The 24,622-nt window shown below is 37.9% G+C and carries 22 protein-coding genes; 15 read left to right on the top strand and 7 right to left on the bottom strand.

Annotated features, from left to right (window positions below):
• Positions 1–29: 29 nt before the first annotated feature.
• The 9 genes from prfB (at position 30) to DXN33_RS07765 (ending at position 10,882) form a co-directional block, all read left to right on the top strand.
• Positions 30–1,125 (top strand): peptide chain release factor 2 gene (gene prfB / locus DXN33_RS07805; RefSeq protein WP_115904787.1). Its coding sequence is split into 2 segments (ribosomal slippage): positions 30–101 and positions 103–1,125, totalling 1,095 coding nucleotides; the frame shifts between segments, so codons are not numbered across the junction.
• A 17-nt stretch (positions 1,126–1,142) separates the two neighbouring features.
• Positions 1,143–1,835: a cell division ATP-binding protein FtsE gene (gene ftsE, locus DXN33_RS07800; protein ID WP_000022260.1), complete on the top strand. Its 693-nt coding sequence runs from the start codon at positions 1,143–1,145 to the stop codon at positions 1,833–1,835.
• Entirely contained in the window at positions 1,828–2,754 is a 927-nt protein-coding gene (gene ftsX / locus DXN33_RS07795) for a permease-like cell division protein FtsX (RefSeq protein WP_042751472.1), read from the top strand. The genes ftsE and ftsX overlap by 8 nt, the downstream gene beginning before the upstream one ends.
• 180 nt (positions 2,755–2,934) lie before the next feature.
• Complete coding sequence (locus DXN33_RS07790; RefSeq protein ID WP_115904786.1) at positions 2,935–5,115, top strand: PTS transporter subunit IIBC; 2,181 nt, start codon at positions 2,935–2,937, stop codon at positions 5,113–5,115.
• A gap of 51 nt (positions 5,116–5,166) precedes the next feature.
• On the top strand, positions 5,167–5,982 hold the full coding sequence (locus DXN33_RS07785) for an endonuclease/exonuclease/phosphatase family protein (protein WP_115904785.1): 816 nt from the start codon (positions 5,167–5,169) through the stop codon (positions 5,980–5,982).
• 443 nt (positions 5,983–6,425) lie between these two features.
• Positions 6,426–6,704: a hypothetical protein gene (locus tag DXN33_RS07780; protein WP_115904784.1), complete on the top strand. Its 279-nt coding sequence runs from the start codon at positions 6,426–6,428 to the stop codon at positions 6,702–6,704.
• 14 nt (positions 6,705–6,718) lie between these two features.
• The gene (locus tag DXN33_RS07775; RefSeq protein WP_142745833.1) at positions 6,719–6,901 is read left to right on the top strand and encodes a hypothetical protein; all 183 of its coding nucleotides are present in this window, start codon (positions 6,719–6,721) and stop codon (positions 6,899–6,901) included.
• Between the two features lie 100 nt (positions 6,902–7,001).
• Positions 7,002–9,458, top strand: a complete 2,457-nt coding sequence (locus tag DXN33_RS07770; protein ID WP_220312706.1) for an N-6 DNA methylase — start codon at positions 7,002–7,004, stop codon at positions 9,456–9,458.
• Positions 9,455–10,882 (top strand): hypothetical protein, encoded by a 1,428-nt coding sequence (locus DXN33_RS07765; RefSeq protein ID WP_115904781.1) that lies wholly within the window; start codon positions 9,455–9,457, stop codon positions 10,880–10,882. The genes DXN33_RS07770 and DXN33_RS07765 overlap by 4 nt, the downstream gene beginning before the upstream one ends.
• On the opposite strand, the gene DXN33_RS07760 is transcribed toward DXN33_RS07765, so the two are convergent.
• Both DXN33_RS07760 and DXN33_RS07755 read right to left on the bottom strand, forming a co-directional pair.
• Complete coding sequence (locus DXN33_RS07760) at positions 10,877–12,031, bottom strand: insertion element protein (protein WP_258864246.1); 1,155 nt, start codon at positions 12,029–12,031, stop codon at positions 10,877–10,879. The two genes, DXN33_RS07765 and DXN33_RS07760, sit on opposite strands and share 6 nt — an antisense overlap.
• Positions 12,032–12,154: 123 nt before the next feature.
• Positions 12,155–12,475, bottom strand: a complete 321-nt coding sequence (locus DXN33_RS07755) for an IS1 family transposase (protein ID WP_115904779.1) — start codon at positions 12,473–12,475, stop codon at positions 12,155–12,157.
• Between the two features lie 236 nt (positions 12,476–12,711).
• On the opposite strand from DXN33_RS07755, the gene DXN33_RS07750 reads away from it, so the two are divergent.
• Together DXN33_RS07750 and metK are read left to right on the top strand one after the other, a co-directional pair.
• Complete coding sequence (locus tag DXN33_RS07750) at positions 12,712–14,055, top strand: DEAD/DEAH box helicase (RefSeq protein WP_115904778.1); 1,344 nt, start codon at positions 12,712–12,714, stop codon at positions 14,053–14,055.
• A gap of 380 nt (positions 14,056–14,435) precedes the next feature.
• Positions 14,436–15,626, top strand: a complete 1,191-nt coding sequence (metK, locus tag DXN33_RS07740; RefSeq protein WP_115904777.1) for a methionine adenosyltransferase — start codon at positions 14,436–14,438, stop codon at positions 15,624–15,626.
• Positions 15,627–15,709: 83 nt separating this feature from the next.
• On the opposite strand, the gene DXN33_RS07735 is transcribed toward metK, so the two are convergent.
• The 5 genes from DXN33_RS07735 to DXN33_RS07715 form a co-directional block, all read right to left on the bottom strand.
• Positions 15,710–16,345, bottom strand: coding sequence for a GNAT family N-acetyltransferase (locus DXN33_RS07735; protein ID WP_115904776.1), 636 nt, complete (start codon positions 16,343–16,345; stop codon positions 15,710–15,712).
• A gap of 134 nt (positions 16,346–16,479) precedes the next feature.
• Positions 16,480–16,779 (bottom strand): DUF1827 family protein, encoded by a 300-nt coding sequence (locus DXN33_RS07730; RefSeq protein WP_115904775.1) that lies wholly within the window; start codon positions 16,777–16,779, stop codon positions 16,480–16,482.
• A gap of 58 nt (positions 16,780–16,837) precedes the next feature.
• Positions 16,838–17,290, bottom strand: coding sequence for an NUDIX hydrolase (locus DXN33_RS07725; protein WP_115904774.1), 453 nt, complete (start codon positions 17,288–17,290; stop codon positions 16,838–16,840).
• 129 nt (positions 17,291–17,419) lie between these two features.
• Positions 17,420–19,678, bottom strand: a complete 2,259-nt coding sequence (locus DXN33_RS07720) for an ATP-dependent Clp protease ATP-binding subunit (protein ID WP_115904773.1) — start codon at positions 19,676–19,678, stop codon at positions 17,420–17,422.
• A 229-nt stretch (positions 19,679–19,907) separates the two neighbouring features.
• The gene (locus DXN33_RS07715; protein ID WP_000443570.1) at positions 19,908–20,138 is read right to left on the bottom strand and encodes a DUF1797 family protein; all 231 of its coding nucleotides are present in this window, start codon (positions 20,136–20,138) and stop codon (positions 19,908–19,910) included.
• 190 nt (positions 20,139–20,328) lie between these two features.
• Between DXN33_RS07715 and DXN33_RS07710 the strand changes: the two genes are divergently transcribed.
• The 4 genes from DXN33_RS07710 to gyrB all read left to right on the top strand — a co-directional run bounded on the left by DXN33_RS07710 (position 20,329) and on the right by gyrB (position 24,620).
• Positions 20,329–21,012: an amino acid ABC transporter permease gene (locus DXN33_RS07710; RefSeq protein ID WP_001011642.1), complete on the top strand. Its 684-nt coding sequence runs from the start codon at positions 20,329–20,331 to the stop codon at positions 21,010–21,012.
• A complete protein-coding gene (locus tag DXN33_RS07705; protein ID WP_115904772.1) occupies positions 21,012–21,746 on the top strand; it encodes an amino acid ABC transporter ATP-binding protein in 735 nt (244 codons plus the stop codon). Before DXN33_RS07710 ends, DXN33_RS07705 begins: the two co-directional genes overlap by 1 nt.
• A 349-nt stretch (positions 21,747–22,095) precedes the next feature.
• Complete coding sequence (locus DXN33_RS07695; RefSeq protein ID WP_033681420.1) at positions 22,096–22,659, top strand: HAD family hydrolase; 564 nt, start codon at positions 22,096–22,098, stop codon at positions 22,657–22,659.
• 14 nt (positions 22,660–22,673) lie between these two features.
• Positions 22,674–24,620, top strand: a complete 1,947-nt coding sequence (gene gyrB / locus DXN33_RS07690) for a DNA topoisomerase (ATP-hydrolyzing) subunit B (protein WP_115904770.1) — start codon at positions 22,674–22,676, stop codon at positions 24,618–24,620.
• The last annotated feature ends 2 nt before the right edge of the window (positions 24,621–24,622 follow it).

Genomic DNA, 24,622 nt, shown 5'->3' with positions numbered 1-24,622 from the left:
TAATGAAATGATGTAAAAAAGGAGTATTTATGGACATTTCAGTAATTCGTCAGAAAATTGACGCAAATCGTGAAAAATTAGCTTCTTTCAGGGGGTCTCTTTGACCTAGAAGGTCTAGAGGAAGAGATTGCCATCTTGGAAAATAAGATGACAGAACCTGATTTTTGGAACGATAATATCGCGGCCCAAAAAACGTCGCAAGAATTAAATGAATTAAAAAACACCTACAACACCTTCCACAAAATGGAAGAGTTGCAGGATGAAGTCGAAATTTTATTAGACTTTTTAGCTGAAGATGAGTCGGTACATGAAGAATTGGTTGAACAGTTGTCAGAACTTGATAAGATGATGACCAGTTACGAGATGACCTTGCTCTTGTCAGAACCTTATGACCATAATAATGCGATTTTGGAAATCCATCCAGGATCCGGTGGTACTGAGGCTCAGGACTGGGGTGATATGTTGCTTCGTATGTACACTCGCTATGGAAATGCTAAAGACTTTAAAGTGGAAGTATTGGATTACCAAGCAGGAGATGAAGCTGGTATCAAGTCAGTAACCCTATCATTTGAAGGGCCCAATGCCTATGGTCTTCTCAAGTCAGAAATGGGTGTACACCGTTTGGTGCGAATCTCGCCATTTGACTCTGCCAAACGTCGCCATACCTCTTTCACATCGGTGGAAGTAATGCCAGAATTGGATGATACCATTGAAGTGGAAATCCGTGAAGATGATATCAAGATGGATACCTTCCGTTCAGGTGGAGCTGGTGGACAAAATGTCAATAAGGTTTCAACAGGTGTACGTTTGACACACATTCCTACGGGAACTGTTGTCCAATCAACAGTGGATCGTACCCAGTATGGAAATAGAGATCGAGCTATGAAGATGTTGCAGGCTAAGCTCTATCAAATGGAGCAAGAGAAGAAAGCTGCGGAGGTAGATTCCCTCAAGGGTGAGAAAAAAGAAATCACATGGGGAAGTCAAATCCGTTCTTATGTCTTCACGCCTTATACTATGGTAAAAGATCATCGAACTAGTTTTGAAGTTGCGCAGGTAGATAAGATTATGGACGGAGACCTAGATGGTTTTATCGATGCCTACCTCAAGTGGCGAATCAGCTAAGATAGAAAGGAACTCACATGTCAATCATTGAAATGAGAGATGTCGTCAAAAAATACGACAACGGAACGACTGCCCTACGTGGTGTTTCGGTCAGCATTCAACCAGGAGAATTTGCCTATATCGTAGGTCCGTCAGGAGCTGGGAAATCAACCTTTATTCGTTCTTTGTATCGCGAAGTAAAAATCGAAAAAGGAAGTTTATCTGTTGCTGGTTTTAATCTGGTTAAAATTAAAAAGAAAGATGTCCCTCTCCTACGTCGTAGTGTTGGAGTTGTCTTCCAGGATTATAAACTGTTACCAAAGAAAACCGTTTATGAAAATATTGCCTATGCAATGGAAGTTATTGGTGAGAGCCGCCGTAATATCAAAAAACGTGTTATGGAAGTCTTAGACTTGGTTGGATTGAAGCATAAGGTTCGTTCTTTCCCAAATGAACTTTCAGGGGGAGAACAACAGCGTATTGCGATTGCGCGTGCTATTGTAAATAATCCCAAAGTATTGATTGCGGACGAACCAACAGGAAACTTGGACCCAGATAATTCATGGGAAATCATGAATTTGTTGGAACGCATCAATCTCCAAGGTACAACTGTCTTGATGGCTACCCACAACAGTCAGATTGTAAATACCTTGCGCCACCGTGTCATTGCCATTGAAAATGGCCGTGTCGTTCGTGACGAAGCTAAAGGAGAATATGGATACGATGATTAGTAGATTTTTTCGTCATTTATTTGAATCATTAAAAAGTTTGAAACGAAATGGCTGGATGACAGTAGCTGCTGTCAGTTCAGTTATGATTACTTTGACCTTGGTTGCAATATTTGCATCTGTTATCTTTAATACGGCTAAACTAGCTACAGATATTGAAAATAATGTTCGAGTAATGGTATACATTCGTAAGGACGTAGCTGATAATAGTGAGACTATTGAAAAAGAAGGTCAAACTGTTACAAATAACGACTACCATAAGGTATATGATGCTTTGAAAGGTATGTCAACCGTTAAAAGTGTTACGTTTTCAAGTAAAGAAGAACAATATGAAAAGTTGACAGAAACAATGGGGGACAACTGGAAAATCTTTGAAGGCGATGCCAATCCTCTCTATGATGCATATATCGTTGATACCAATACACCAAGTGATGTAAAGACAGTAGCAGAAGAGGCTAAAAAAATCGAAGGTGTATCAGAAGTTCAAGATGGTGGTGCTAATACAGAACGCTTGTTTAAGTTAGCCTCATTTATTCGTGTCTGGGGACTAGTTATCGCGGGATTATTGATTTTCATTGCAGTGTTCTTGATTTCTAATACTATACGTATCACCATCATTTCACGAAGCCGTGAAATTCAAATCATGCGTTTAGTAGGTGCTAAGAATGGCTATATCCGCGGGCCTTTCTTGCTTGAAGGTGCCTTCATTGGTTTGCTTGGAGCAACACTTCCATCAGTTTTGGTATTTATTGTCTATAAAATGGTTTACCAATCGGTTAATAAGTCATTGGTTGGTCAGAACCTTTCGATGATATCACCAGAAATATTCAGTCCACTGATGATTGCTCTATTATTTGTGATTGGAATTTTTATCGGTTCAATCGGATCAGGAATTTCAATGCGCCGATTCCTGAAAATCTAAAATAGAAGTATATTTGAGGAGGTTTTAATATCTCCTTTTTTTCTACAAAAATTTTAGAAAAAAGTCTACTTTTTTTTATAAAAGCCTTTACAAAAAAAATTAAAGTGGTATAATTAATACATAGTTAAGTGCAAACGTTTTCGTAAAACGTTTGCCTAAATAAAAATAAAGGAGATTTGAATGATGAAAGATACATTCAAAAATGTCTTGTCTTTCGAGTTTTGGCAAAAATTCGGTAAGGCTTTGATGGTGGTTATCGCCGTTATGCCGGCTGCTGGTTTGATGATTTCAATCGGTAAGTCGCTTGTGATGATCAACCCTAACTTTGCTCCACTCGTTATTACTGGTGGTGTACTAGAGCAAATCGGTTGGGGGGTTATCGTTAACCTTCATATCTTGTTCGCCCTAGCCATTGGAGGTAGCTGGGCTAAAGAACGTGCTGGTGGTGCTTTCGCCGCTGGTCTTGCCTTCATCTTGATTAACCGTATCACTGGTACAATCTTTGGCGTATCAGGCGATATGTTGAAAAATCCAGATGCTATGGTAACAACTCTCTTTGGTGGATCAATCAAAGTTGCTGATTACTTCATTAGTGTTATGGAAGCCCCAGCACTTAACATGGGTGTGTTCGTAGGGATTATCTCAGGTTTTATTGGAGCAACTGCTTACAACAAATACTACAACTTCCGTAAGCTTCCTGATGCACTTTCATTCTTTAACGGAAAACGTTTTGTACCGTTTGTAGTTATTCTTCGTTCAGTAATCGCTGCAATCGTACTTTCAGCTTTCTGGCCACTTGTGCAAACTGGTATCAATAGCTTTGGTATCTGGATTGCTAACTCACAAGAAACTGCTCCAATCCTTGCACCATTCTTGTATGGTACATTGGAACGCTTGCTCTTGCCATTTGGTCTTCACCACATGTTGACTATCCCAATGAACTACACAGCTCTTGGTGGTACTTATGAAGTCTTAACTGGTGCAGCAAAAGGTAGCCAAGTATTTGGTCAAGACCCACTATGGCTTGCATGGGTAACAGACCTTGTAAACCTTAAAGGTACTGATGCTACTCAATACCAACACTTGTTAGATACAGTCCATCCAGCTCGTTTCAAAGTTGGACAAATGATCGGTTCATTCGGTATCTTGATGGGTGTGATTGTGGCTATCTACCGTAATGTTGATGCTGATAAGAAACACAAATACAAAGGTATGATGATTGCAACAGCTCTTGCAACATTCTTGACAGGGGTTACTGAACCAATCGAATACATGTTCATGTTCATCGCAACACCTATGTATCTTGTTTACTCACTTGTTCAAGGTGCTGCCTTTGCAATGGCTGACGTTGTAAACCTACGTATGCACTCATTCGGTTCAATCGAGTTCTTGACTCGTACACCTATCGCGATTAGCGCTGGTATCGGTATGGATATCGTTAACTTCATTTGGGTAACTGTTCTCTTTGCTGTAATCATGTACTTTATCGCAAACTTCATGATTCAAAAATTCAACTACGCCACTCCAGGACGTAACGGTAACTACGAAACTGCTGAAGGTTCAGAAGAAGCTAGCGGTGAAGTAAAAGTTGCTGCAGGTTCTCAAGCTGTAAACATTATCAACCTTCTTGGTGGACGTGCAAACATCGTTGATGTTGATGCATGTATGACTCGTCTTCGTGTAACTGTAAAAGACGCTGACAAAGTCGGTGATGCAGAACAATGGAAAGCAGAAGGAGCTATGGGTCTTGTCATGAAAGGACAAGGAGTTCAAGCTATCTACGGTCCAAAAGCAGACGTATTGAAATCTGATATCCAAGATATCCTTGATTCAGGTGAAATCATTCCTGAAACTCTTCCAAGTCAAATGACAGAAGCGCAACAAAACACTGTTCACTTCAAAGGTCTTACTGAGGAAGTTTACTCAGTAGCAGACGGTCAAGTTGTTGCCTTGGAACAAGTTAAAGATCCAGTATTTGCTCAAAAAATGATGGGCGACGGATTTGCTGTAGAACCTGCAAATGGAAACATTGTATCTCCAGTTTCAGGTACTGTATCAAGCATCTTCCCTACAAAACATGCTCTTGGTCTTGTGACTGAAGCGGGTCTTGAAGTACTTGTTCACATTGGTTTGGACACAGTAAGTCTTGAAGGAAAACCATTTACTGTTCATGTAGCTGAAGGGCAAAAAGTTGCAGCAGGTGATCTTCTTGTCACAGCTGACTTGGATGCTATCCGTGCAGCAGGTCGTGAAACTTCAACAGTGGTTGTCTTCACAAATGCTGAAGCTATTAAATCAGTTAAATTAGAACAAACAGGTTCTCTTGCAGCTAAAACAGCAGTTGCTAAAGTAGAATTGTAATACACTTGAGGTTGGAAGCTGTTTTCCAACCTCTTGTTTTAGGAGAAAAGCATGAAATTTTTAACACTCAATACTCATAGCTGGATGGAAAAAGAAGCCGAGGAAAAATTCCAGCTTTTGCTTGAAGATATTCTTGATAAAGATTATGATTTGATTTGTTTCCAAGAAATCAATCAGGTAATCACCTCGCCTAAGGTAGAAGTTAATGATCTCTATCAAGCTTTACCAGCAGCTGAGCCGATTCATAAAGATCATTATGTTAGACTTTTGGTTGAAAAGTTGTCAGAGCAAGGGAAAGATTACTACTGGACTTGGGCCTATAACCATATTGGTTATGACCGCTACCATGAAGGTGTGGCTATCTTGTCTAAAACACCTATTGAAGCAAGAGAAATTTTGGTTTCAGATGTGGATGATCCAACAGACTATCATACTCGCCGTGTCGCTCTAGCTGAAACTGTAGTCGATGGTAATGAACTTGCAGTTGCCAGTGTCCACCTTTCTTGGTGGGATAAAGGTTTCCAAGAAGAATGGGCACGATTTGAGGCTGTCTTGAAAGAATTGAACAAGCCACTTTTGCTTGCTGGAGATTTCAACAATCCAGCAGGTCAGGAAGGCTACCAAGCTATTTTAGCTAGTCCATTAGGCTTACAAGACGCATTTGAAGTTGCTAAAGAGAAAAGTGGTAGCTATACTGTTCCACCAGAAATTGATGGCTGGAAGGGGAACACAGAACCCCTTCGAATCGACTATGTTTTTACTACCAAAGAGTTAGCGGTGGAAAATTTACATGTCGTATTTGATGGCAACAAGAGTCCACAAGTTAGTGATCACTATGGCTTGAGTGCTATTTTAAACTGGAAATAATAACTGATACTCTTTGAAAATCAAATTCAAACCACGTCAACGTCGCCTTGCCGTATAGATGTTACTGACTTCGTCAGTTCTATCTGCAACCTCAAAACACTGTTTTGAGCAACCTGCGGCTAGTTTCCTAGTTTGCTCTTTGATTTTCATTGAGTATGAAAAGAGGTTGGAATCATGAAATTCCAGCCTTTTTCTGACTAGAGATGCTACTGGAAATAGCCTAAATATTATATTATCCAATTAGAGAGTGATAACTAACTGATGCCTTAAAACGGCTTTATAACAACAAGAAAACTAACCATTGATAGCTGAAAATGCTAAAAACGGCTAGTTTTTGTTGTTTTCTCGTTGAGAATTTACTTCAAAATATTTTACGGTGTATGTATATGACCTTTTATGTGGTTTTGTTTTGTGATATAATAATTAAGTTAGGAGGGTTACTTATGGTTGAATTTACTCTTGAACCTTTCGCAAATGATACTTTCCGCCTGCTAAAGTCGCTGAAGGAAAATCAAGTCGAAGTGAAAGGCGATTATTATATCCCCCTATCTCAACAAGAGATAGCTGACATCAACCACATGTCAAAATTAAAAACAAATAGACTATTGCGTGATTTGATTGAGGGAGATTATGTTTGCCCTTATCAAAATAAGCGTGGTAAGTATGCAATTACTGAAAAAGGTCAAAAAGTTTTACGCCTAATTCAGAAGAAAAATGCTTGACGAAGGAGAGAATGATGGTACAATCATTAGACAAGACAAGACAAGACAAGACAAGACAAGACAAGACAAGACAAGACAAGACAAGACAAGACAAGACAAGACAAGACAAGACAAGACAAGACAAGACAAGACAAGACAAGACAAGACAAGACAAGACAAGACAAGACAAGACAAGACAAGACAAGACAAGTAATTAAGGTTATTTCTTTAACCTCTTTTTATGCTACAAAAAGAAAGACAGAATTTACTACTAAGCGTGTAAGTTCTGTTTTTTGTGTTTAGAGGGAGGGAGCAATCATGGGGAAAATAACAAAAGAAGAAAAATACCTAATCGAACAGTATATAAAATCCTTTGATAAACAAATTGTGAAGGTGGATGTAGAACAAGATTCTATAATCTATGATAAAAGTTTATCAATGGATAAAAAAATTAAAATGGAAAATTGTGGTGATGAGGAATGGACGAGAGCATTTATTATCACAAAATTAGTAAATGAATTAGGCTATCCAGTCGAAAGAATAAAACTAGAAAAGCGATTCAATCTAGGAAGAGGAGCTAAAGAGGTTTATGTTGATGTCAGATTATCAGATGCTAACGGAGACGCCTTCTTGTTCTTTGAAATAAAGTCTCCAAGTCAGTATGAAATTGAAATGGAAACTGCGATTGAAAATCAGTTGATAAAAGTAGCCAGTCAAGAAATAGCTGAGGGACATAATGTAAAATACTTGGTCTATTCTAGTATCAATTTTACCAATAATTCTGTCCAAGATAATTCGATGTTATTAGATTATAGTAGAAATAATTCCTATGAACTATGGAAAGAAAATCGTGAATATACAGATACTATACCTTCAAATTACGGTTTAGCAATAAAAAAACCTTATGTTCGAGGAAGTGACAAAGATTTAGAGTTAGATTATAGCGAATCTACTATCAATCAATTAAGTGTTAAGTTGCATGATGTCCTTTGGGGTGGTGGAGCAACTTCTGATAATGATATTTTTTCAGCATTGACTAATCTAATTCTAGCTAAAATACATGATGAGGACACCACTTCTGATGATGAAGCATATAAATTTCAATCTAACACTTTTATTGATTCAAATGAAGAATTTGAAAGTTTGGAAGATTTATATGATAGAATAAATGGATTGTATATTGATGCAGTTAAAGAAAGAATGTCTATTACGAATGAAGCAGACATTCCGCCAGTAGTTCAACGTGGAAAATTTTCTCTTTCAAAACTAAAACACACAGTACAAACTTTAGAAAAATATGCTTTTAGAGCTGAAAATGGTGTTATAGCAAACCAAGACTTGTTAGGAAAATTTTTTGAAGGAATTATTCAGAGTGATTATAAACAAAGTAAAGGTCAATTTTTTACCCCTCAAAACATTGTAAAGTTTATGTTCTATGCAGTAAAAGCTGATGAACAAGCAATCGAACTCATCAATAATGGGACACCTAGTTTACCATATTTTATAGACCCATCTGCTGGAAGTGGTACATTTATGGTTGAATTTATGAGGTTATTAACACACGAGATTTCAAAAACTACTAAATTAAAACGAAATCCTCAAATTACTCAAAAAAGAAATCAATGGTTCCCAAGTTGGGCTGAAAATACATGGGCACAGCAATATGTATATGGCATTGAATTAAATCATGATTTAGGAACTGCCGTCAAGGTAAATATGATTTTACATGGAGATGGCTCTGCAAACGTATTTTCCGGAACAGAATTAGGAGATGGGTTATCAAAATTCACAAAGTATCTTAAGTTAGATGCAGATGGCAATAAACGTGATAATAACGAACTAGAGAAAAATATACTTAGTGATGTGTACTCTAAACCTGTCAACGAACATTTTGACATTATAATGAGTAACCCACCATTCTCCGTAAAATTAGATGGGGATACACAAAAAGAAGTTGCAAGTAATTTTATCTTCTCAAATAAGAGTTCAGAAAATTTGTTTATTGAAAGATACTATCAGCTATTGAAACCTAATGGGAGGTTAGCTGTTGTATTGCCTGAAAGTATCTTTGATACCGCTCAAAACAAATATATACGAGTGTTTCTGTTTAAGTATTTTAAGATAAAAGCTCTTGTATCTTTACCACAAACTACTTTTGCTTATACTCCTACCAAAACGTCAATTCTCTTTGCACAGAAAAAAACAAATGATGAGATTAAAAATTGGAACAAAAACATCATCAAAGCTTGTTTAGAATATAATCGTTTAAGTCTCATTGTAGGAAATCTATATAAAGTATTTTTTGAAGAAAAAGACGAGAAGACATTAAATATCAAAGAGCTTTCTGGGGAACAACGTTCTTTGGCGGTTGCGGAATTTCTGCAAGTTGGAATAGGTTTGCAAATTGATTCTAGCGAATCTTGGGAAATCTTATTAGAAAAGTATAAATCTGAATTATTAGATACAGAGGGGAATAGAAAACAAGGATTGTTAATTCCTGACAAAGATTTGGAAGAATTAACTGAAGGATATAAAGTAAATATAAACTGGGTTCTTAGATATATAGCCAACAAAACAGAATTACAAAACAATGTTTTTATGGCAGAAACTGAGCATATTGGATTCAAAGTTAAAAAACGAAAAGGTAAGGTTATTTTGCAAAAATCCAAAAACGAACTCTACCTAGAGGATGAAAACGGAGAAATATTAACTGTTGATACAGAAAAAGCAAATATACTTAGCTTAATTAGAGAAATAGAATGGGATAAAATATGAAAATAACCAGTTATACTTTTAAAGATTTATTTATAGAGGATAGTTTGCGAATTGATTATTCTTTTATTAGTCTGTCAAACAGAAATTATCAAGAAAGCTATTCTTTTACTGATATTTTTCAAGAAGTTACTTCTAATACTGTTAATGATATTCCAAGCGGAAAGTTTAGATACTGCCAAATTGGAGATGTAGATTCCAATGGAACAGTCAATCCCGTTTCTCTCGATTTTGAAAATGAAGATAGAGATTTTGAGAATGTTGACTATTATAAAAAAATAAGAAACAACGATATTATCAAAGTAAAAAAAGGGGATATTTTAATTTCTTCTATTCGACCAAATCTTAAAAAGATTATCTACATTGATGAGACAAAAGAGGACATTTTTTTTACAAACGCATTCATTCATCTACGTTCGGTTGACCTTAGATATAGTTTGATAAACTATTTCATATTGAGAGATTTTTTCCTGAATGATATAATTTCAGTAGCTAGAGTAGGTAAAGGTTATCCCACTATCAAATTTTCAGACTTACGATATATAAATTTTGATAAAACAACAATAGATAAAATCTATTCTAATGGAGAAGATAACTTTTCTATAATTTCTGCAAAATATCAAGAAATACAGAAGTTATTGCAAGAATCTATCACAAGATTTGACTTTTGTAACGAAATTTTTTCCAAGAAATTTTTTTGGGATTTAAGTGAATTTCAGAAAATAAAAGAGAATAGAGTTTTTTATCGAGATAGTTCTATATTTGTAAACTCGAATGACCTTAGAATGAGTTTTCATTTCAATCATCCGATTAGAAGTTATATAATTAGCACTTTACAAAATCAAAATTTTGAACTACTGAAAAATTTGACAACAGAACGAATTACTCTCGGACAATCAATAAAACCTGAAGAATATGTTTCAGATGGTATGTTTTCAAATTATTACTATGTATCAATGAACACCATAAAAACTTGGGATTTCAATGCTGATGAAGCTAAATTAGTTACCAGTGAATATTATCTGTCTAATTATGAAAATAAGAGTGTAGCAATGGGAGATGTAATAATTGCACGTTCTGGAGAAGCAATCGGTAAAACATCGTTAATTCCCAAAAATGTAGAAGGTATATATGCCGATTTTACAACTAGAGTGAGAGTTGACAAAAATAAGATTCTCCCTGAATACTTTTATTATTTTACATTAACTGATTTTTTTAGAAGTTTAATAATGACTGATTATAGCGGTCTTCAAAATAAAAATATTTACCCAAAAAATTTAGGAGATTTCCCTATACCAATGATAGTTTTAGAAGAACAAAAAGAAATAGTTAGAGACATAGAGTATTCTATGAAGAAGGAAGAACAAAAGAAAGAGAAAGCTCATGTAGTATATAGTGAAATCATAAAATTGTTATCTGCTTTATAACACATACCCACTAGACCGCATCACTTCCAAATCTTCTTCATCTATGAGTTGATTTCGGTCTTTTGCGAGTTGTTGGTAGAGTATATCTTGAATATTATCCTGCTTCAAGATAACTGATACCAACGACCAATGAGCTAGTTTCTTGTAACGAGGAATCCGACATTCCTTAGCGATAGCGTATAGGCGTGTTTTTGGCAAGTCTAAGAGGTACTCACGCTTATTGAATGATAATACTCCATCTTCCTCGTTAAACTTGAAATAGGGGTTATCAATGGCATTTCTAGCCTTTTCCGTTTCTTCTTTCAATACTTCCATATAGCGAGAACTTGGTTTTGGTAATGATAATTCTTTTTGCCTTACTTCAGTTGAAGTAAGGTTTTTCTTTGTTTTCAAAATCTCGATAAAGATATTTTCTGCATCATTCTGTGAGGTTGGGTAATGACCGTTAGTAGTTCGCCAATTTCTGATATAAGTGAAAAATCCAATATAATCTTGAAGGTGTTTTGTTGATACATTTGTCATATCACGGTAGATATATTGCTTAATCTCATTATGCAGTTCATTGACACGAGCAAGAGAAAGTCCATTTTGGTATTTTATATCGTTAAAAGTATCAAATAGGATTTCGCCACGGTTGGTTATTTTGTCTGTTATCCCTTCATAGTAGAGGTGTTCTAATACCTTTTTGTTGGTTTTCTTTTCAAATTCTTCTGTTGCTTGAATGATATAGCCGTAGTTACCTATGATTTTTAAGAAATTTGAAGGTCTAACATAGTGTGGAGTGTTTCTCAACTGACAATAATCTTCATACACGCTATTGGCATCGCTACATAAATAAGCGATGTTATCAAAGTGTTGGTCAAATAAATCAAAGAATAGTTCAGGAGACAGTTTTCCAAGACTAGCAACCTTACAAACACAATAACCACGATTATCAATAGCAGTTACAACAGTCGCAAACTCCGCTCCCATAACACCATATTGAGAGGGTTGGCGACCATATCTAGCTTTACGCTCGACACTATTTCCGATGGTGGATTTTAGCTTCCGATTTCCTTTTTGACTTTCTCGGATAAAAGTTTCATCAACTTGCACAACGCCTGTTAGTTTTGGCATGGGCATTTCAGTTAGAGTATGTATTAGTTTCATTCTCCAAAGCCATACCGTCTTGTAGTTGATACCTTCGCAACCATAGTCTTTAGTCAAAACATTTATCATATCGTGTATGGAATAGCTGTTAATTGTCATTTCTAGGACTTTAATCCAAATATCTCAATGCCAACGTGTTTTTTCTAGGATAGTATCTGTAAAACGAGTGAACCTCCTATTGCACTCTTTACACTTGAATTGTTGGATATTATTCTTACGACCGTTTTTAACTATATCGTGAGAGGAGCAAGTAGGACATGAAGAATTTACTTCTAAACTCTCTAACCGTTGCTCAAAGTTTGAAACGGTCAGTTTGTTAAGGGTATCGGAGAAGTCGCTATCTTGGGTATTTGAGTAATGTTCTACAACGCTTTTGAATTGAGTAAACGGCAATTTCTCAATATAAGCCATAATTTCATCTAAATTCAAGTTTTTCTTAGCCATAAAACACCTCTCTAACAACATACGGTTTAATTATCTACACTATAATTATAACATAAAACAATCTGGATTCACAGTAAGAAACAGCCTTGAAATAGAGTTATTGAGTTTAGAAATGTTGATATAATGGCGATTTGAACCGTCACACCATTATTGGATAATATAACCTAAATAAGTGAGACTACTGAAATGGAATAAAATGTGGTATAATTTATAAGATAGATAGAATCGAGGATATTATGTCATTTACGAAATTTCAATTTAAAAACTATATTAGAGAAGCCTTGGAGGAGTTGAAATTTACAACTCCAACAGAGGTGCAAGATAAGTTAATTCCTATTGTTTTGGCTGGTCGTGACCTAGTCGGTGAATCAAAAACAGGTTCGGGTAAGACTCACACTTTCCTATTGCCGATTTTCCAGCAATTAGATGAAGCCAGCGATAGTGTTCAAGCAGTCATTACTGCACCGAGCCGTGAATTAGCTACTCAAATTTACCAAGCAGCCCGTCAGATTGCTACTCACTCAGAAGTAGAAGTTCGTGTGGTTAATTATGTGGGAGGGACAGATAAGGCTCGCCAGATTGACAAATTGGCAAGTAACCAGCCTCATATTGTTATCGGAACGCCTGGCCGTATTTATGACTTAGTTAAGTCTGGTGATCTAGCTATTCACAAGGCTAAGACCTTTGTGGTCGATGAGGCAGATATGACCTTGGATATGGGATTCTTGGAAACTGTTGATAAGATTGCTGGAAGCCTTCCAAAAGACCTGCAATTCATGGTCTTCTCAGCGACTATCCCACAAAAACTGCAACCATTCTTGAAAAAATACTTGTCAAATCCTGTTATGGAAAAAATCAAGACCAAAACGGTCATTTCTGATACCATTGATAATTGGTTGATTTCGACCAAGGGCCGAGATAAGAATGCTCAAATTTACCAGTTGACTCAGTTGATGCAACCGTATTTGGCAATGATTTTTGTTAACACTAAAACGCGTGCTGATGAATTGCATTCATATCTGACTGCTCAAGGCTTGAAGGTGGCAAAAATCCATGGGGATATTGCCCCTCGTGAGCGCAAACGTATCATGAACCAGGTGAAAAATCTGGATTTTGAGTATATTGTCGCAACAGATTTGGCAGCGCGTGGAATTGATATTGAAGGTGTCAGCCATGTCATCAATGATGCTATTCCGCAAGATTTGTCCTTCTTTGTTCATCGAGTTGGTCGTACTGGAAGAAATGGCCTACCAGGTACAGCTATTACCCTTTACCAGCCAAGTGATGACTCGGATATCCGTGAGTTGGAGAAATTGGGAATCAAGTTTACTCCTAAGATGGTCAAAGACGGGGAATTTCAAGATACTTATGACCGTGATCGTCGTGCCAACCGTGAGAAAAAACAAGATAAACTTGATATCGAAATGATTGGTTTGGTAAAAAAGAAAAAGAAAAAAGTCAAACCAGGTTATAAGAAAAAAATTAAATGGGCGGTTGATGAAAAGCGCCGCAAAACCAAGCGCGCTGAAAATCGTGCTCGCGGTCGCGCAGAGCGTAAAGCAAAACGCCAAACATTTTAATAGAAAAAGTTGGAGTACTGAGCTCCAATTTTTTTTATTTATGAGAACGAACTATTTAAACAGAAACACTACAATAAAGACTGCAAATTGCGATAAAAAATGGTATAATGATAAAGTTATATAGTCCCGATAAGATGGTAGATATTTATCACTAAGAGTTTTCCTATCAGTACTTTGTAATTCGCAAAGACTGACGGCTCTAAAGTAGTCGCTCGTCATTTTACGGTTGTCGCTATAGGGCGGTCACCCTATCCGCCTTACTAGCTTCAGAAATAAAAAAGTATCGTTTTTATTTCTTTCGCTTCGTAACTCTTAGAAAATGAAAATACCTATCAGTACTTTGTAACTCTATAACACTATTTTTAAGGGGGGACATTTTTATGTCAGAACGTAAATTATTCACGTCTGAATCTGTATCTGAGGGACATCCAGATAAGATTGCAGACCAAATTTCAGATGCGATTTTGGATGCTATTTTAGCAGAGGATCCAGAGGCGCACGTTGCTGCTGAGACAGCTGTATATACTGGTTCCGTCCATGTTTTTGGTGAAATATCTACAAATGCTTATGTGGATATTAACCGTGTGGTTCGTGACACTATTGCAGAGATTGGCTACACCAATACAGAATATGGTTTTTCTGCTGAGACTGTAGGAGTACATCCATCTTTGGTGGAACAATCTCCTGACATTGCCCAAGGTGTCAACGAAGCCTTGGAGGTTCGTGGGAATGCAGACCAAGATCCGCTTGATTTGATTGGTGCTGGAGACCAAGGGCTCATGTTTGGATTTGCAGTGGATGAAACAGAAGAGCTCATGCCATTGCCAATTTCACTCAGTCATAAATTGGTTCGTCGTTTGGCAGAACTTCGTAAGTCTGGGGAAATCAGCTATCTTCGCCCAGATGCTAAATCACAAGTTACAGTTGAGTATGATGAAAATGACCGTCCAGTACGTGTGGACACAGTCGTGATTTCAACTCAGCACGATCCAGAAGTCAGCAACGAACAAATTCATAATGATGTGATTAACAAGGTCATTAAAGAAGTTATTCCGGCTTCTTACTTGGATGAGCAAACCAAATTCTTCATCAATCCAACTGGTCGCTTTGTAATCGGTGGACCTCAAGGGGACTCAGGTTTGACTGGTCGTAAGATTATCGTGGATACCTATGGTGGCTACTCTCGTCATGGTGGTGGTGCTTTCTCTGGTAAGGATGCGACTAAGGTGGACCGTTCAGCCTCTTATGCGGCTCGTTATATTGCCAAGAATATCGTTGCAGCAGGTCTTGCTAAGAAGGCGGAAGTGCAATTGGCTTATGCTATCGGTGTTGCCCAGCCTGTTTCTGTTCGTATCGATACCTTCGGTACAGGAACAGTAGCTGAAAGCAAACTTGAAAAAGCTGCTCGTCAAATCTTTGACCTTCGTCCAGCAGGAATTATCCAAATGCTGGACCTTAAGCGTCCAATTTACCGTCAAACAGCGGCTTATGGACACATGGGACGTACAGATATTGACCTTCCATGGGAACGTTTGGATAAGGTAGATACTTTGAAAGAAGCAGTCAAATAGATAAGAAAACCAACGTTTTGAACGTTGGTTTTTATAAATATAAGTTATCCTTATTTAAATAGGATTTGTAAATTGCTGGCCTGTTATAATTTATTCATTGTTTTTAAAAATGCCCAGTTACCAATTGATTTTGACCCGTATTTTAAGTCCATATGGTCCAGTAATACATAATCGTTTTTCTCGTAGAATGAGGAATTTCTAGCTGTACTGGTTATGAGTCCCAAGTGTTTACAGCCTTTTGATTTGACATAAGGTTCAATCCCTTGTGTCAGAAAAGTACTGCCTATTCCCTGCCCCTTACTTGCTGTATTAACAGCTAAAGCCATCAAATACCAATCAAACTCTCCTGATTGTTCTAAGTGCTTTTTGGAACGTTTTACAAAGTCAAAGTATTTAAAAAGATTTCGTGGTCGAATGTAGCGAAAAATGTTTGTTCCGCCATTTTGTAGATAGGATAGTATACAGAAATCCTTTTGTTGCAAAAGGGCGACTGCACGTAATTCTCCATCTTGTTCCGCAACTAAACAGTTTCCTTTTTTAATATAGACTCTGGTAAGCATTGTTTGTAATGTTTCTACAAAATTAGGATAATAATCAGGCTTCTTTAAATCATCCCTTATAATCGTTAAAAAGGGATAGTCAAGAAAGGAATTGGCTAATATTTTTCCAATTTTTTCGTATTCTTCAAGTCTTGCCTCTCGATATATCATGTCTCCCATGCTTGTCTCCTTTGTTACCTATAAAATTGTGTATGATAGGATTTCAAGATAAAAAATTGGAGATGATTTAAAAAGCTAAATAAACCCAATTTTGTTCCATAAGGTTTAAAGCACTTTCTAATCTCTCCAAGATTTTATTTGGTTGGAATCGAAATTCCAATTAATTTTTCTGAATAGAGGGTTTTGATATTGGCCTCATCAATAGATTCCTTATCAATTTTACGTTTCAAGAAAAATTCTTGAATAGCTTCGATTTCAGGTTCGCGGATAGCGCGGTGTTTGTTTGAGATGAGGATTTCATAGTGAAGCGGAGCTTGGGTAAAAATAACATCAGTATTCCCTGCAGAATAAACCTCAACAAGAGTTGCATCTGTACTTTCTAGCTGGCTTTTTACAAGTTGCGAGTGTGAGTTTGTTGTATTGATAAGCTTCATAACATTTCCTCCGATTTTCTAATTCTATTATAGCACTTTTTGAATAAAGTAGCTTGATTTAGCCAATCTTATGCTGTTTTTTCCAAGATTCGATAGCCCATTTATGGCTACCACGTTTGAGGTTTTCAATAGCCTCATCAATAGGGAACCAGGCAATATGATTAAAGTCTTCTAGTGGCTTTTGCACTTCTTTGAAAGAAATCGCTTCATAGAGGTAGGCTGGATTGTAGTAGTAGGTGTCACGGTGACGAGAATAGAAATATTCGTCAGCTTGTCCGTAATAGGTACCAATTTCAGCTGTAAAGCCAAGCTCTTCAATCAATTCACGCTTTAGGGCTTCTTGATGATTTTCACCTGTTTCAATTTCACCACCTGGTAGGAACCAAGCACCATTAGGTGCTTGAACAAGAACAATTTGTTTTTGTTCAGCATCAGGGATAACTGCATATACGCCATAGCGTGAAACATAGTCTGTATTTGCTTTCTTTTCTCCGAAAGTTGGGTTTGCCATTGAATTTTCCTCATTATTTATTATCTTTATTATTATCTTAATGGAGAAAGACCGAGCTGTCAAGAATTTATAGTTATTTTAATAAAAAGGAGCAGAAAATTTTCATTTTCTACTCCTTTTCTGTAGGATTTATACTTCTTTTTCAGAAGTTTTTACTTCAGCTTTTTTGGCAGACTTAATTTGAATCTTGCCCTTGCTGGTCATAACTGCTTTGAGGTCTTTTTCACTTGGATTTTCAAGGTAGTAGTCAGTGATTGCGTCCTCTATATAGTCTTGAATAGTACGACGAAGTGGGCGTGCTCCCATTTTTGGATCATAACCGAGGTCAACTAATTTTTCCTTGACCTTGTCTGTCACATCTAAATGAATGTTGTTGCTAGAAAGGCGCTTGTTAACGTCTGCTAGCATAAGCTCGACAATCTGAAGGAGGTTGTCCTTGCTGAGAGCCTTAAATTCGATAATACCATCAAAACGGTTCATAAACTCTGGGCTAAAGAAGTTACCGAGTTCACCGAGAACAGAATTGGTACGTCCTTCGCGAGCGGCCCCAAATCCAACGCTGGCTTCTGCCTTACCTGTACCTGCATTTGAAGTCATGATGATGATAGCGTCCTTGAAGCTAACGGTACGTCCTTGCCCATCTGTCAAACGACCATCGTCCAAGACTTGAAGGAACATATGCATAACATCTGGATGGGCTTTCTCTACTTCATCCAAGAGAATAAGAGAATATGGATTGCGGCGGACTTTTTCAGTTAATTGCCCAGCCTCATCGTAGCCAACATAACCTGGAGGGGCGCCGACCAACTTAGCCACGCTGTGTTTTTCCATGTATTCGCTCATGTCAAAGCGAATCATGCTGTCAGCAGAACCAAAGAGTTCGATGGCCAGTTGTTTGGAAAGTTCTGTCTTACCGACACCAGTTGGCCCGACGAAGAGGAAGCTTCCGATTGGGCGGTTAGGCGTACCGAGACCGACGCGATTACGGCGAATAGCCTTGGCAATCTTATCGACAGCATCATCTTGGCCAATAACATGAGACTTGAGATCTTCGGCTAGATGGATGAGCTGAGATTGTTCTTTCTCTTTCAAATCGCCAACAGGGATATTGGTTTTCTGCTCGATAATGTGCTCAATGGTTTTTTCACTAATGATAGGAGTATCCTGGTCTGTGACCTTTTTCTTTTGCATTTCCTTATACTTGGCAATCTGATCGCGGAAGTAGGCAGCTTTCTCAAAATCTTCTTCTCGTGTAGCTTGAGATTTGAGATTTTCAGCCTCAATCAAGCGCTGATCAATCACTTTAGGGTCTACAAAATTTAAAGTCAAGTTCATCTTAGAACCAGCTTCATCTAGAAGGTCAATGGCCTTGTCAGGCAAGAAGCGATCTTGGATGTAACGATTGGAAAGAGTTGCAGCTGCTTCAATCGCAGCATCGGTATACTGAACGTGGTGGTAGTCTTCGTATTTCTTTTGAATGCCTTTGAGGATAGTGATTGTTTCTTCCACCGTTGGTTCATCGACCTTAACAGGTTGCATACGACGCTCTAGGGCAGCATCTTTTTCAATGATACGGTATTCATTGAGGGTAGTTGCACCGACCAGTTGCAGTTCACCACGAGCAAGGGCTGGTTTGAGGATATTTCCTGCGTCCATATTGCCATCGCCCGCAGAACCAGCACCGACAATTTCATGGATTTCGTCGATAAAGAGGATGATGTCCTCACGTTTGCGAATTTCTTCCATGAGTTTTTGCATACGTTCTTCAAATTGTCCACGGATACCCGTTCCTTGAACTAGGCTAACTACATCTAGACGGATGACTTGTTTACCTTGGAGTTTATGTGGAACATCGCCATCAACAATTTTCTGAGCTAGACCTTCGACAACGGCAGTTTTTCCGACACCAGGTTCACCGATAAGAACAGGATTATTCTTGGTTCTACGATTGAGAATCTCAATGACACGGATAATCTCATCGTCGCGCCCAATAACGGGGTCAATATCTCCACGACGGGCAATCTCAGTTACGTTGATACCAAATTCTTCCAGCAGGCCTTTTTCTTGGCTTGGTGGAGGAGTTTGAGCAGGCCCACGATTTTGGGAACCATAACCGCCATTTCCACCGTAACCTCCACCTGATTGGGTTGGGGGAGTCGGAGGAGTATTGCTAGAAGGTCTAAAATTGTTTAGGTCATTGAAGAAATCACCAAAGGGATCAAAGTCACGATTGCTTAGATCCGTCATACCTTTAAAGAGGCTATTGTTAGGATCTGTTTTGATAATCTTATAACAGTTTTGACAGAGGTCAATTTGCTTTTGTTTTCCATTGAGATTGGTATAAAGATGAATTGTTGAGTCATTGATTTTACAGTTTTGACAAAGCATACATCTACCTCATTTCTTTCTTTTGCCTGACCTATCTAAAGGTCAAAAATAGTCAAATTTCTATACTCTCATTATAACAGGATTGGACTGTAAAGCAAGTAAAAAGATTGCAGCTTTGAGAAGTTGTTACAATGAAAATCTTTGAGAAATTGAGTTATAAAAAAATCCTATTTGTAAGACAAAAAGGATTTTGGTTAGACATGCAGGGGCAATCCCAGCTTGTTTTAGATTAGTAGAGAAGTTCGTAAATTTCCATTGCAATCAAGTCAATGCTGTCAAAAGTATAAGTTTCGCGAGCTTCTACATCACGAAGGGTAAAGATTGAACCGTTTTCTTCGTCGTGGCTGTATGCAACTTCTGCAACAACAACTCCTTCGCGTTCAAAATTACGTTTTAAATTTCCGCCGTCTTTTGCCATTGCTTCAAGGCGGTTGATGATTCTAACCAAATGTGATTCCATTTTGATTCTCCTTCATTTCTTATCGTTACTATTTTACCATAAAGGAGGCCAACTTGCCTAGAAAAAACTAAGATTTCTCGCTAATTCTACCAGCTTAAAGATTTTTTGAATAAATTAGACAAAAGATTTGAATTTTAATTCATTCCATGTTATAATCATACAGTATTCTATTTTAGAAAGCAGTGTGACTATGAATTTTTCTTTTTTACCTAAGTATTTACCTTATTTTAACTATGGGGCTGTCGTGACGGTTCTCATTTCTATCTGTGTTGTCTTTTTGGGAACTATTTTGGGTGTTGTCTTGGCTTTTGGGCAACGTTCAAAGTTTAAACCGCTTGTTTGGCTCGCCAACTTGTACGTTTGGATTTTCCGTGGGACACCGATGATGGTTCAGATTATGATTGCCTTTGCCCTTATGCACATCAATGCTCCGACTATTCAGGTTGGAATTTTAGGTGTTGACCTTTCTCGTCTGATTCCAGGGATTTTGATTATCTCTATGAACAGTGGTGCTTATGTTTCTGAGACTGTTCGTGCTGGGATTAATGCGGTTCCAAAAGGTCAGCTAGAGGCGGCCTATTCTTTAGGAATTCGTCCTAAAAATGCTATGCGCTATGTGATTTTGCCACAAGCTATCAAAAATATTTTGCCAGCATTGGGGAACGAATTTATCACAATTATCAAGGATAGTTCTCTTTTATCAGCTATTGGTGTCATGGAGTTGTGGAACGGAGCTACAACAGTTTCTACAACAACCTATCTACCTTTAACACCACTTTTATTTGCAGCCTTTTATTACTTGATTATGACTTCTATTTTGACAGTAGCCTTGAAAGCTTTTGAAAAACGTATGGGACAAGGAGATAAGAAATAATGACGGAAACCTTGATAAAAATTGAAAATTTACATAAATCCTTTGGAAAGAATGAAGTATTGAAGGGCATCAACCTCGAGATTAAAAGAGGAGAAGTTGTCGTTATCATCGGTCCTTCAGGGAGTGGGAAATCTACCTTGCTTCGCTCTATGAATTTGTTGGAAGAAGCGACCAAGGGTAAGGTTATCTTTGAGGGAGTTGATATTACGGACAAGAAGAATGACCTCTTTGCCATGCGTGAGAAGATGGGCATGGTTTTTCAACAATTTAATCTCTTTCCTAATATGACTGTGATGGAAAATATCACTTTGTCTCCTATCAAGACCAAAGGTGAAAGTAAGGAAGTTGCTGAGAAGAGAGCTCAGGAACTTTTGGAAAAAGTTGGTTTACCAGATAAGTCAACTGCTTATCCACAGAGTTTGTCAGGTGGGCAGCAACAGCGGATTGCCATTGCGCGTGGTTTGGCAATGGAACCAGATGTTTTACTCTTTGACGAGCCGACTTCAGCCCTGGACCCTGAAATGGTAGGTGAGGTGCTGGCGGTTATGCAAGACCTAGCCAAGTCAGGAATGACCATGGTTATCGTAACTCATGAAATGGGATTTGCCCGTGAGGTGGCAGACCGTGTCATCTTTATGGCAGACGGTGTGGTTGTTGAAGACGGAACACCAGAACAGATTTTTGAACAAACCCAAGAACAACGGACTAAGGACTTCTTGAGTAAGGTTTTATAATCTATTTTAAAATTTCAAGACAAGATTAGTGAAAAGCTAGTCTCAATACCAGTCAAGTGGAACTTACTTTGAGAAGTTACCCCCCTTATTAATAACATCCATAAATTGGATATTAGGATTTTTAATATAAAGTAGTTTTGTGTTAAAATATAATTGTTCCATATGATTCTCTCTAATGATTGTTTGGTTACTTTTCATTATAGATTATATGGGGCTTTTTTCTACAAGAAAATAGGTTTCATAATATCTATAAGAAATTTATCCTATATAAATATCATAGAGCATTTTTTATGTGGAAAACTCAGGGAAATCATCGCTTTTTTCATAAAAAAATGCTATAATGAAGGGTATGAAATATCACGATTACATCTGGGATTTAGGTGGAACTTTACTAGATAATTACGAAACTTCAACAGCTGCATTTGTTGAAACATTGGCATTGTATGGCATCACACAAGACCATGACAGTGTCTATCAGGCTTTAAAGGTTTCTACTGATTTTGCGATTGAGACATTCGCTCCCAACTTAGAGAATTTTTTAGAAAAGTACAAGGAAAATGAAGCCAGAGAGCTAGAACATCCGATTTTATTTGATGGAGTTTCTGGTTTATTGGAAGATATCTCAAATCAAGGTGGCCGTCATTTTTTAGTTTCTCATCGAAATGATCAGGTCTTGGAAATTTTAGAAAAAACCTCTATAGCAGCTTATTTTACAGAAGTGGTGACTTCTAACTCAGGCTTTAAGAGAAAACCAGATCCTGAGTCCATGATTTATTTAAGAGAAAAGTATCAAATTAACTCTGGTCTTGTCATCGGTGATCGGCCGATTGATATCGAAGCAGGGCAAGCTGCTGGACTCGATACCCACTTGTTTACCAGTATCGTGAATTTAAGACAAGTATTAGACATGTAAGAAAAAGGAATAAGATGACAGAAGAAATTAAAAATCTGCAGGCACAAGATTATGATGCCAGTCAAATTCAAGTTTTAGAGGGCTTAGAGGCTGTTCGTATGCGTCCAGGGATGTATATCGGATCGACCTCAAAAGAAGGTCTTCACCATCTAGTCTGGGAAATTGTTGATAACTCAATTGATGAAGCCTTGGCAGGATTTGCTAGCCATATTCAAGTCTTTATTGAGCCCGATGATTCGATTACAGTTGTTGATGATGGGCGTGGTATCCCAGTCGATATTCAGGAAAAAACAGGTCGACCTGCCGTTGAGACTGTCTTTACTGTTCTTCACGCTGGAGGAAAGTTTGGCGGTGGCGGATATAAGGTCTCAGGTGGTCTTCACGGAGTGGGGTCCTCAGTTGTTAACGCCCTTTCAACTCAATTAGACGTTCATGTCCACAAAAATGGTAAGATTCATTACCAAGAATACCGTCGTGGTCATGTTGTCGCAGATCTTGAGGTGGTTGGAGATACGGATAAGACTGGAACAACAGTTCACTTCACACCGGACCCAGAAATCTTTACTGAAACAACAACCTTTGATTTCGATAAATTAAATAAACGGATTCAAGAGTTGGCCTTTCTAAATCGTGGTCTTCAAATCTCCATTACAGATAAGCGTGAGGGGTTAGAACAAACTAAGCATTACCACTATGAAGGTGGGATTGCTAGTTACGTTGAATATATCAATGAGAACAAGGATGTAATCTTTGATACACCAATCTACACAGATGGTGAAATGGATGATATCACAGTCGAAGTAGCCATGCAGTACACAACGGGTTACCATGAAAATGTCATGAGTTTCGCCAATAATATCCACACCCATGAAGGTGGAACGCATGAACAAGGTTTCCGTACAGCCTTGACACGTGTCATCAACGATTATGCTCGTAAGAATAAGTTACTGAAAGACAATGAAGACAACCTAACAGGGGAAGATGTCCGCGAAGGATTAACTGCAGTTATCTCGGTTAAACACCCAAATCCACAGTTTGAAGGACAGACCAAGACAAAACTGGGGAATAGCGAAGTGGTCAAAATTACCAATCGTCTCTTCAGTGATGCCTTCTCTGATTTCCTTATGGAGAATCCTCAAATTGCAAAACGCATTGTAGAAAAAGGAATTTTGGCTGCCAAAGCTCGTGTGGCTGCCAAGCGTGCGCGTGAAGTCACTCGTAAAAAATCTGGTTTGGAAATTTCCAACCTTCCAGGTAAACTAGCAGACTGCTCTTCTAACAATCCTGCTGAAACAGAACTCTTCATCGTCGAAGGAGACTCAGCTGGTGGGTCAGCCAAATCTGGTCGTAACCGTGAATTTCAGGCAATTCTTCCAATCCGCGGTAAGATTTTGAACGTTGAAAAGGCAAGTATGGATAAGATTCTAGCTAACGAAGAAATTCGTAGTCTTTTCACAGCGATGGGAACAGGATTTGGTGCAGAATTTGATGTTTCAAAAGCTCGTTACCAAAAACTTGTTTTGATGACCGATGCCGATGTCGATGGAGCCCACATTCGTACTCTTCTTTTAACCTTGATTTATCGTTATATGAAACCAATTTTAGAAGCTGGTTATGTTTATATCGCCCAACCACCAATCTATGGTGTCAAGGTTGGAAGCGAGATTAAAGAATATATCCAGCCAGGAGCAGACCAAGAAATTAAACTCCAAGAAGCCTTGTCCCGCCATAGTGAAGGACGTGCCAAACCAACCATTCAGCGTTATAAAGGTTTGGGTGAAATGGATGATCACCAGTTGTGGGAAACAACCATGGATCCCGAACATCGCTTAATGGCAAGAGTTTCTGTGGATGATGCAGCTGAGGCAGATAAAATCTTTGATATGTTGATGGGGGATCGAGTAGAGCCTCGTCGTGAATTTATCGAAGAAAATGCCGTCTATAGTACACTTGATGTCTAAAA

This window comes from Streptococcus sp. NM, assembly GCF_003390135.1.
Classification (GTDB): Bacteria; Bacillota; Bacilli; order Lactobacillales; family Streptococcaceae; genus Streptococcus.
Note: the sequence above shows the minus strand (reverse complement) of the source record. Positions and strands in the feature narration are given on the sequence as shown.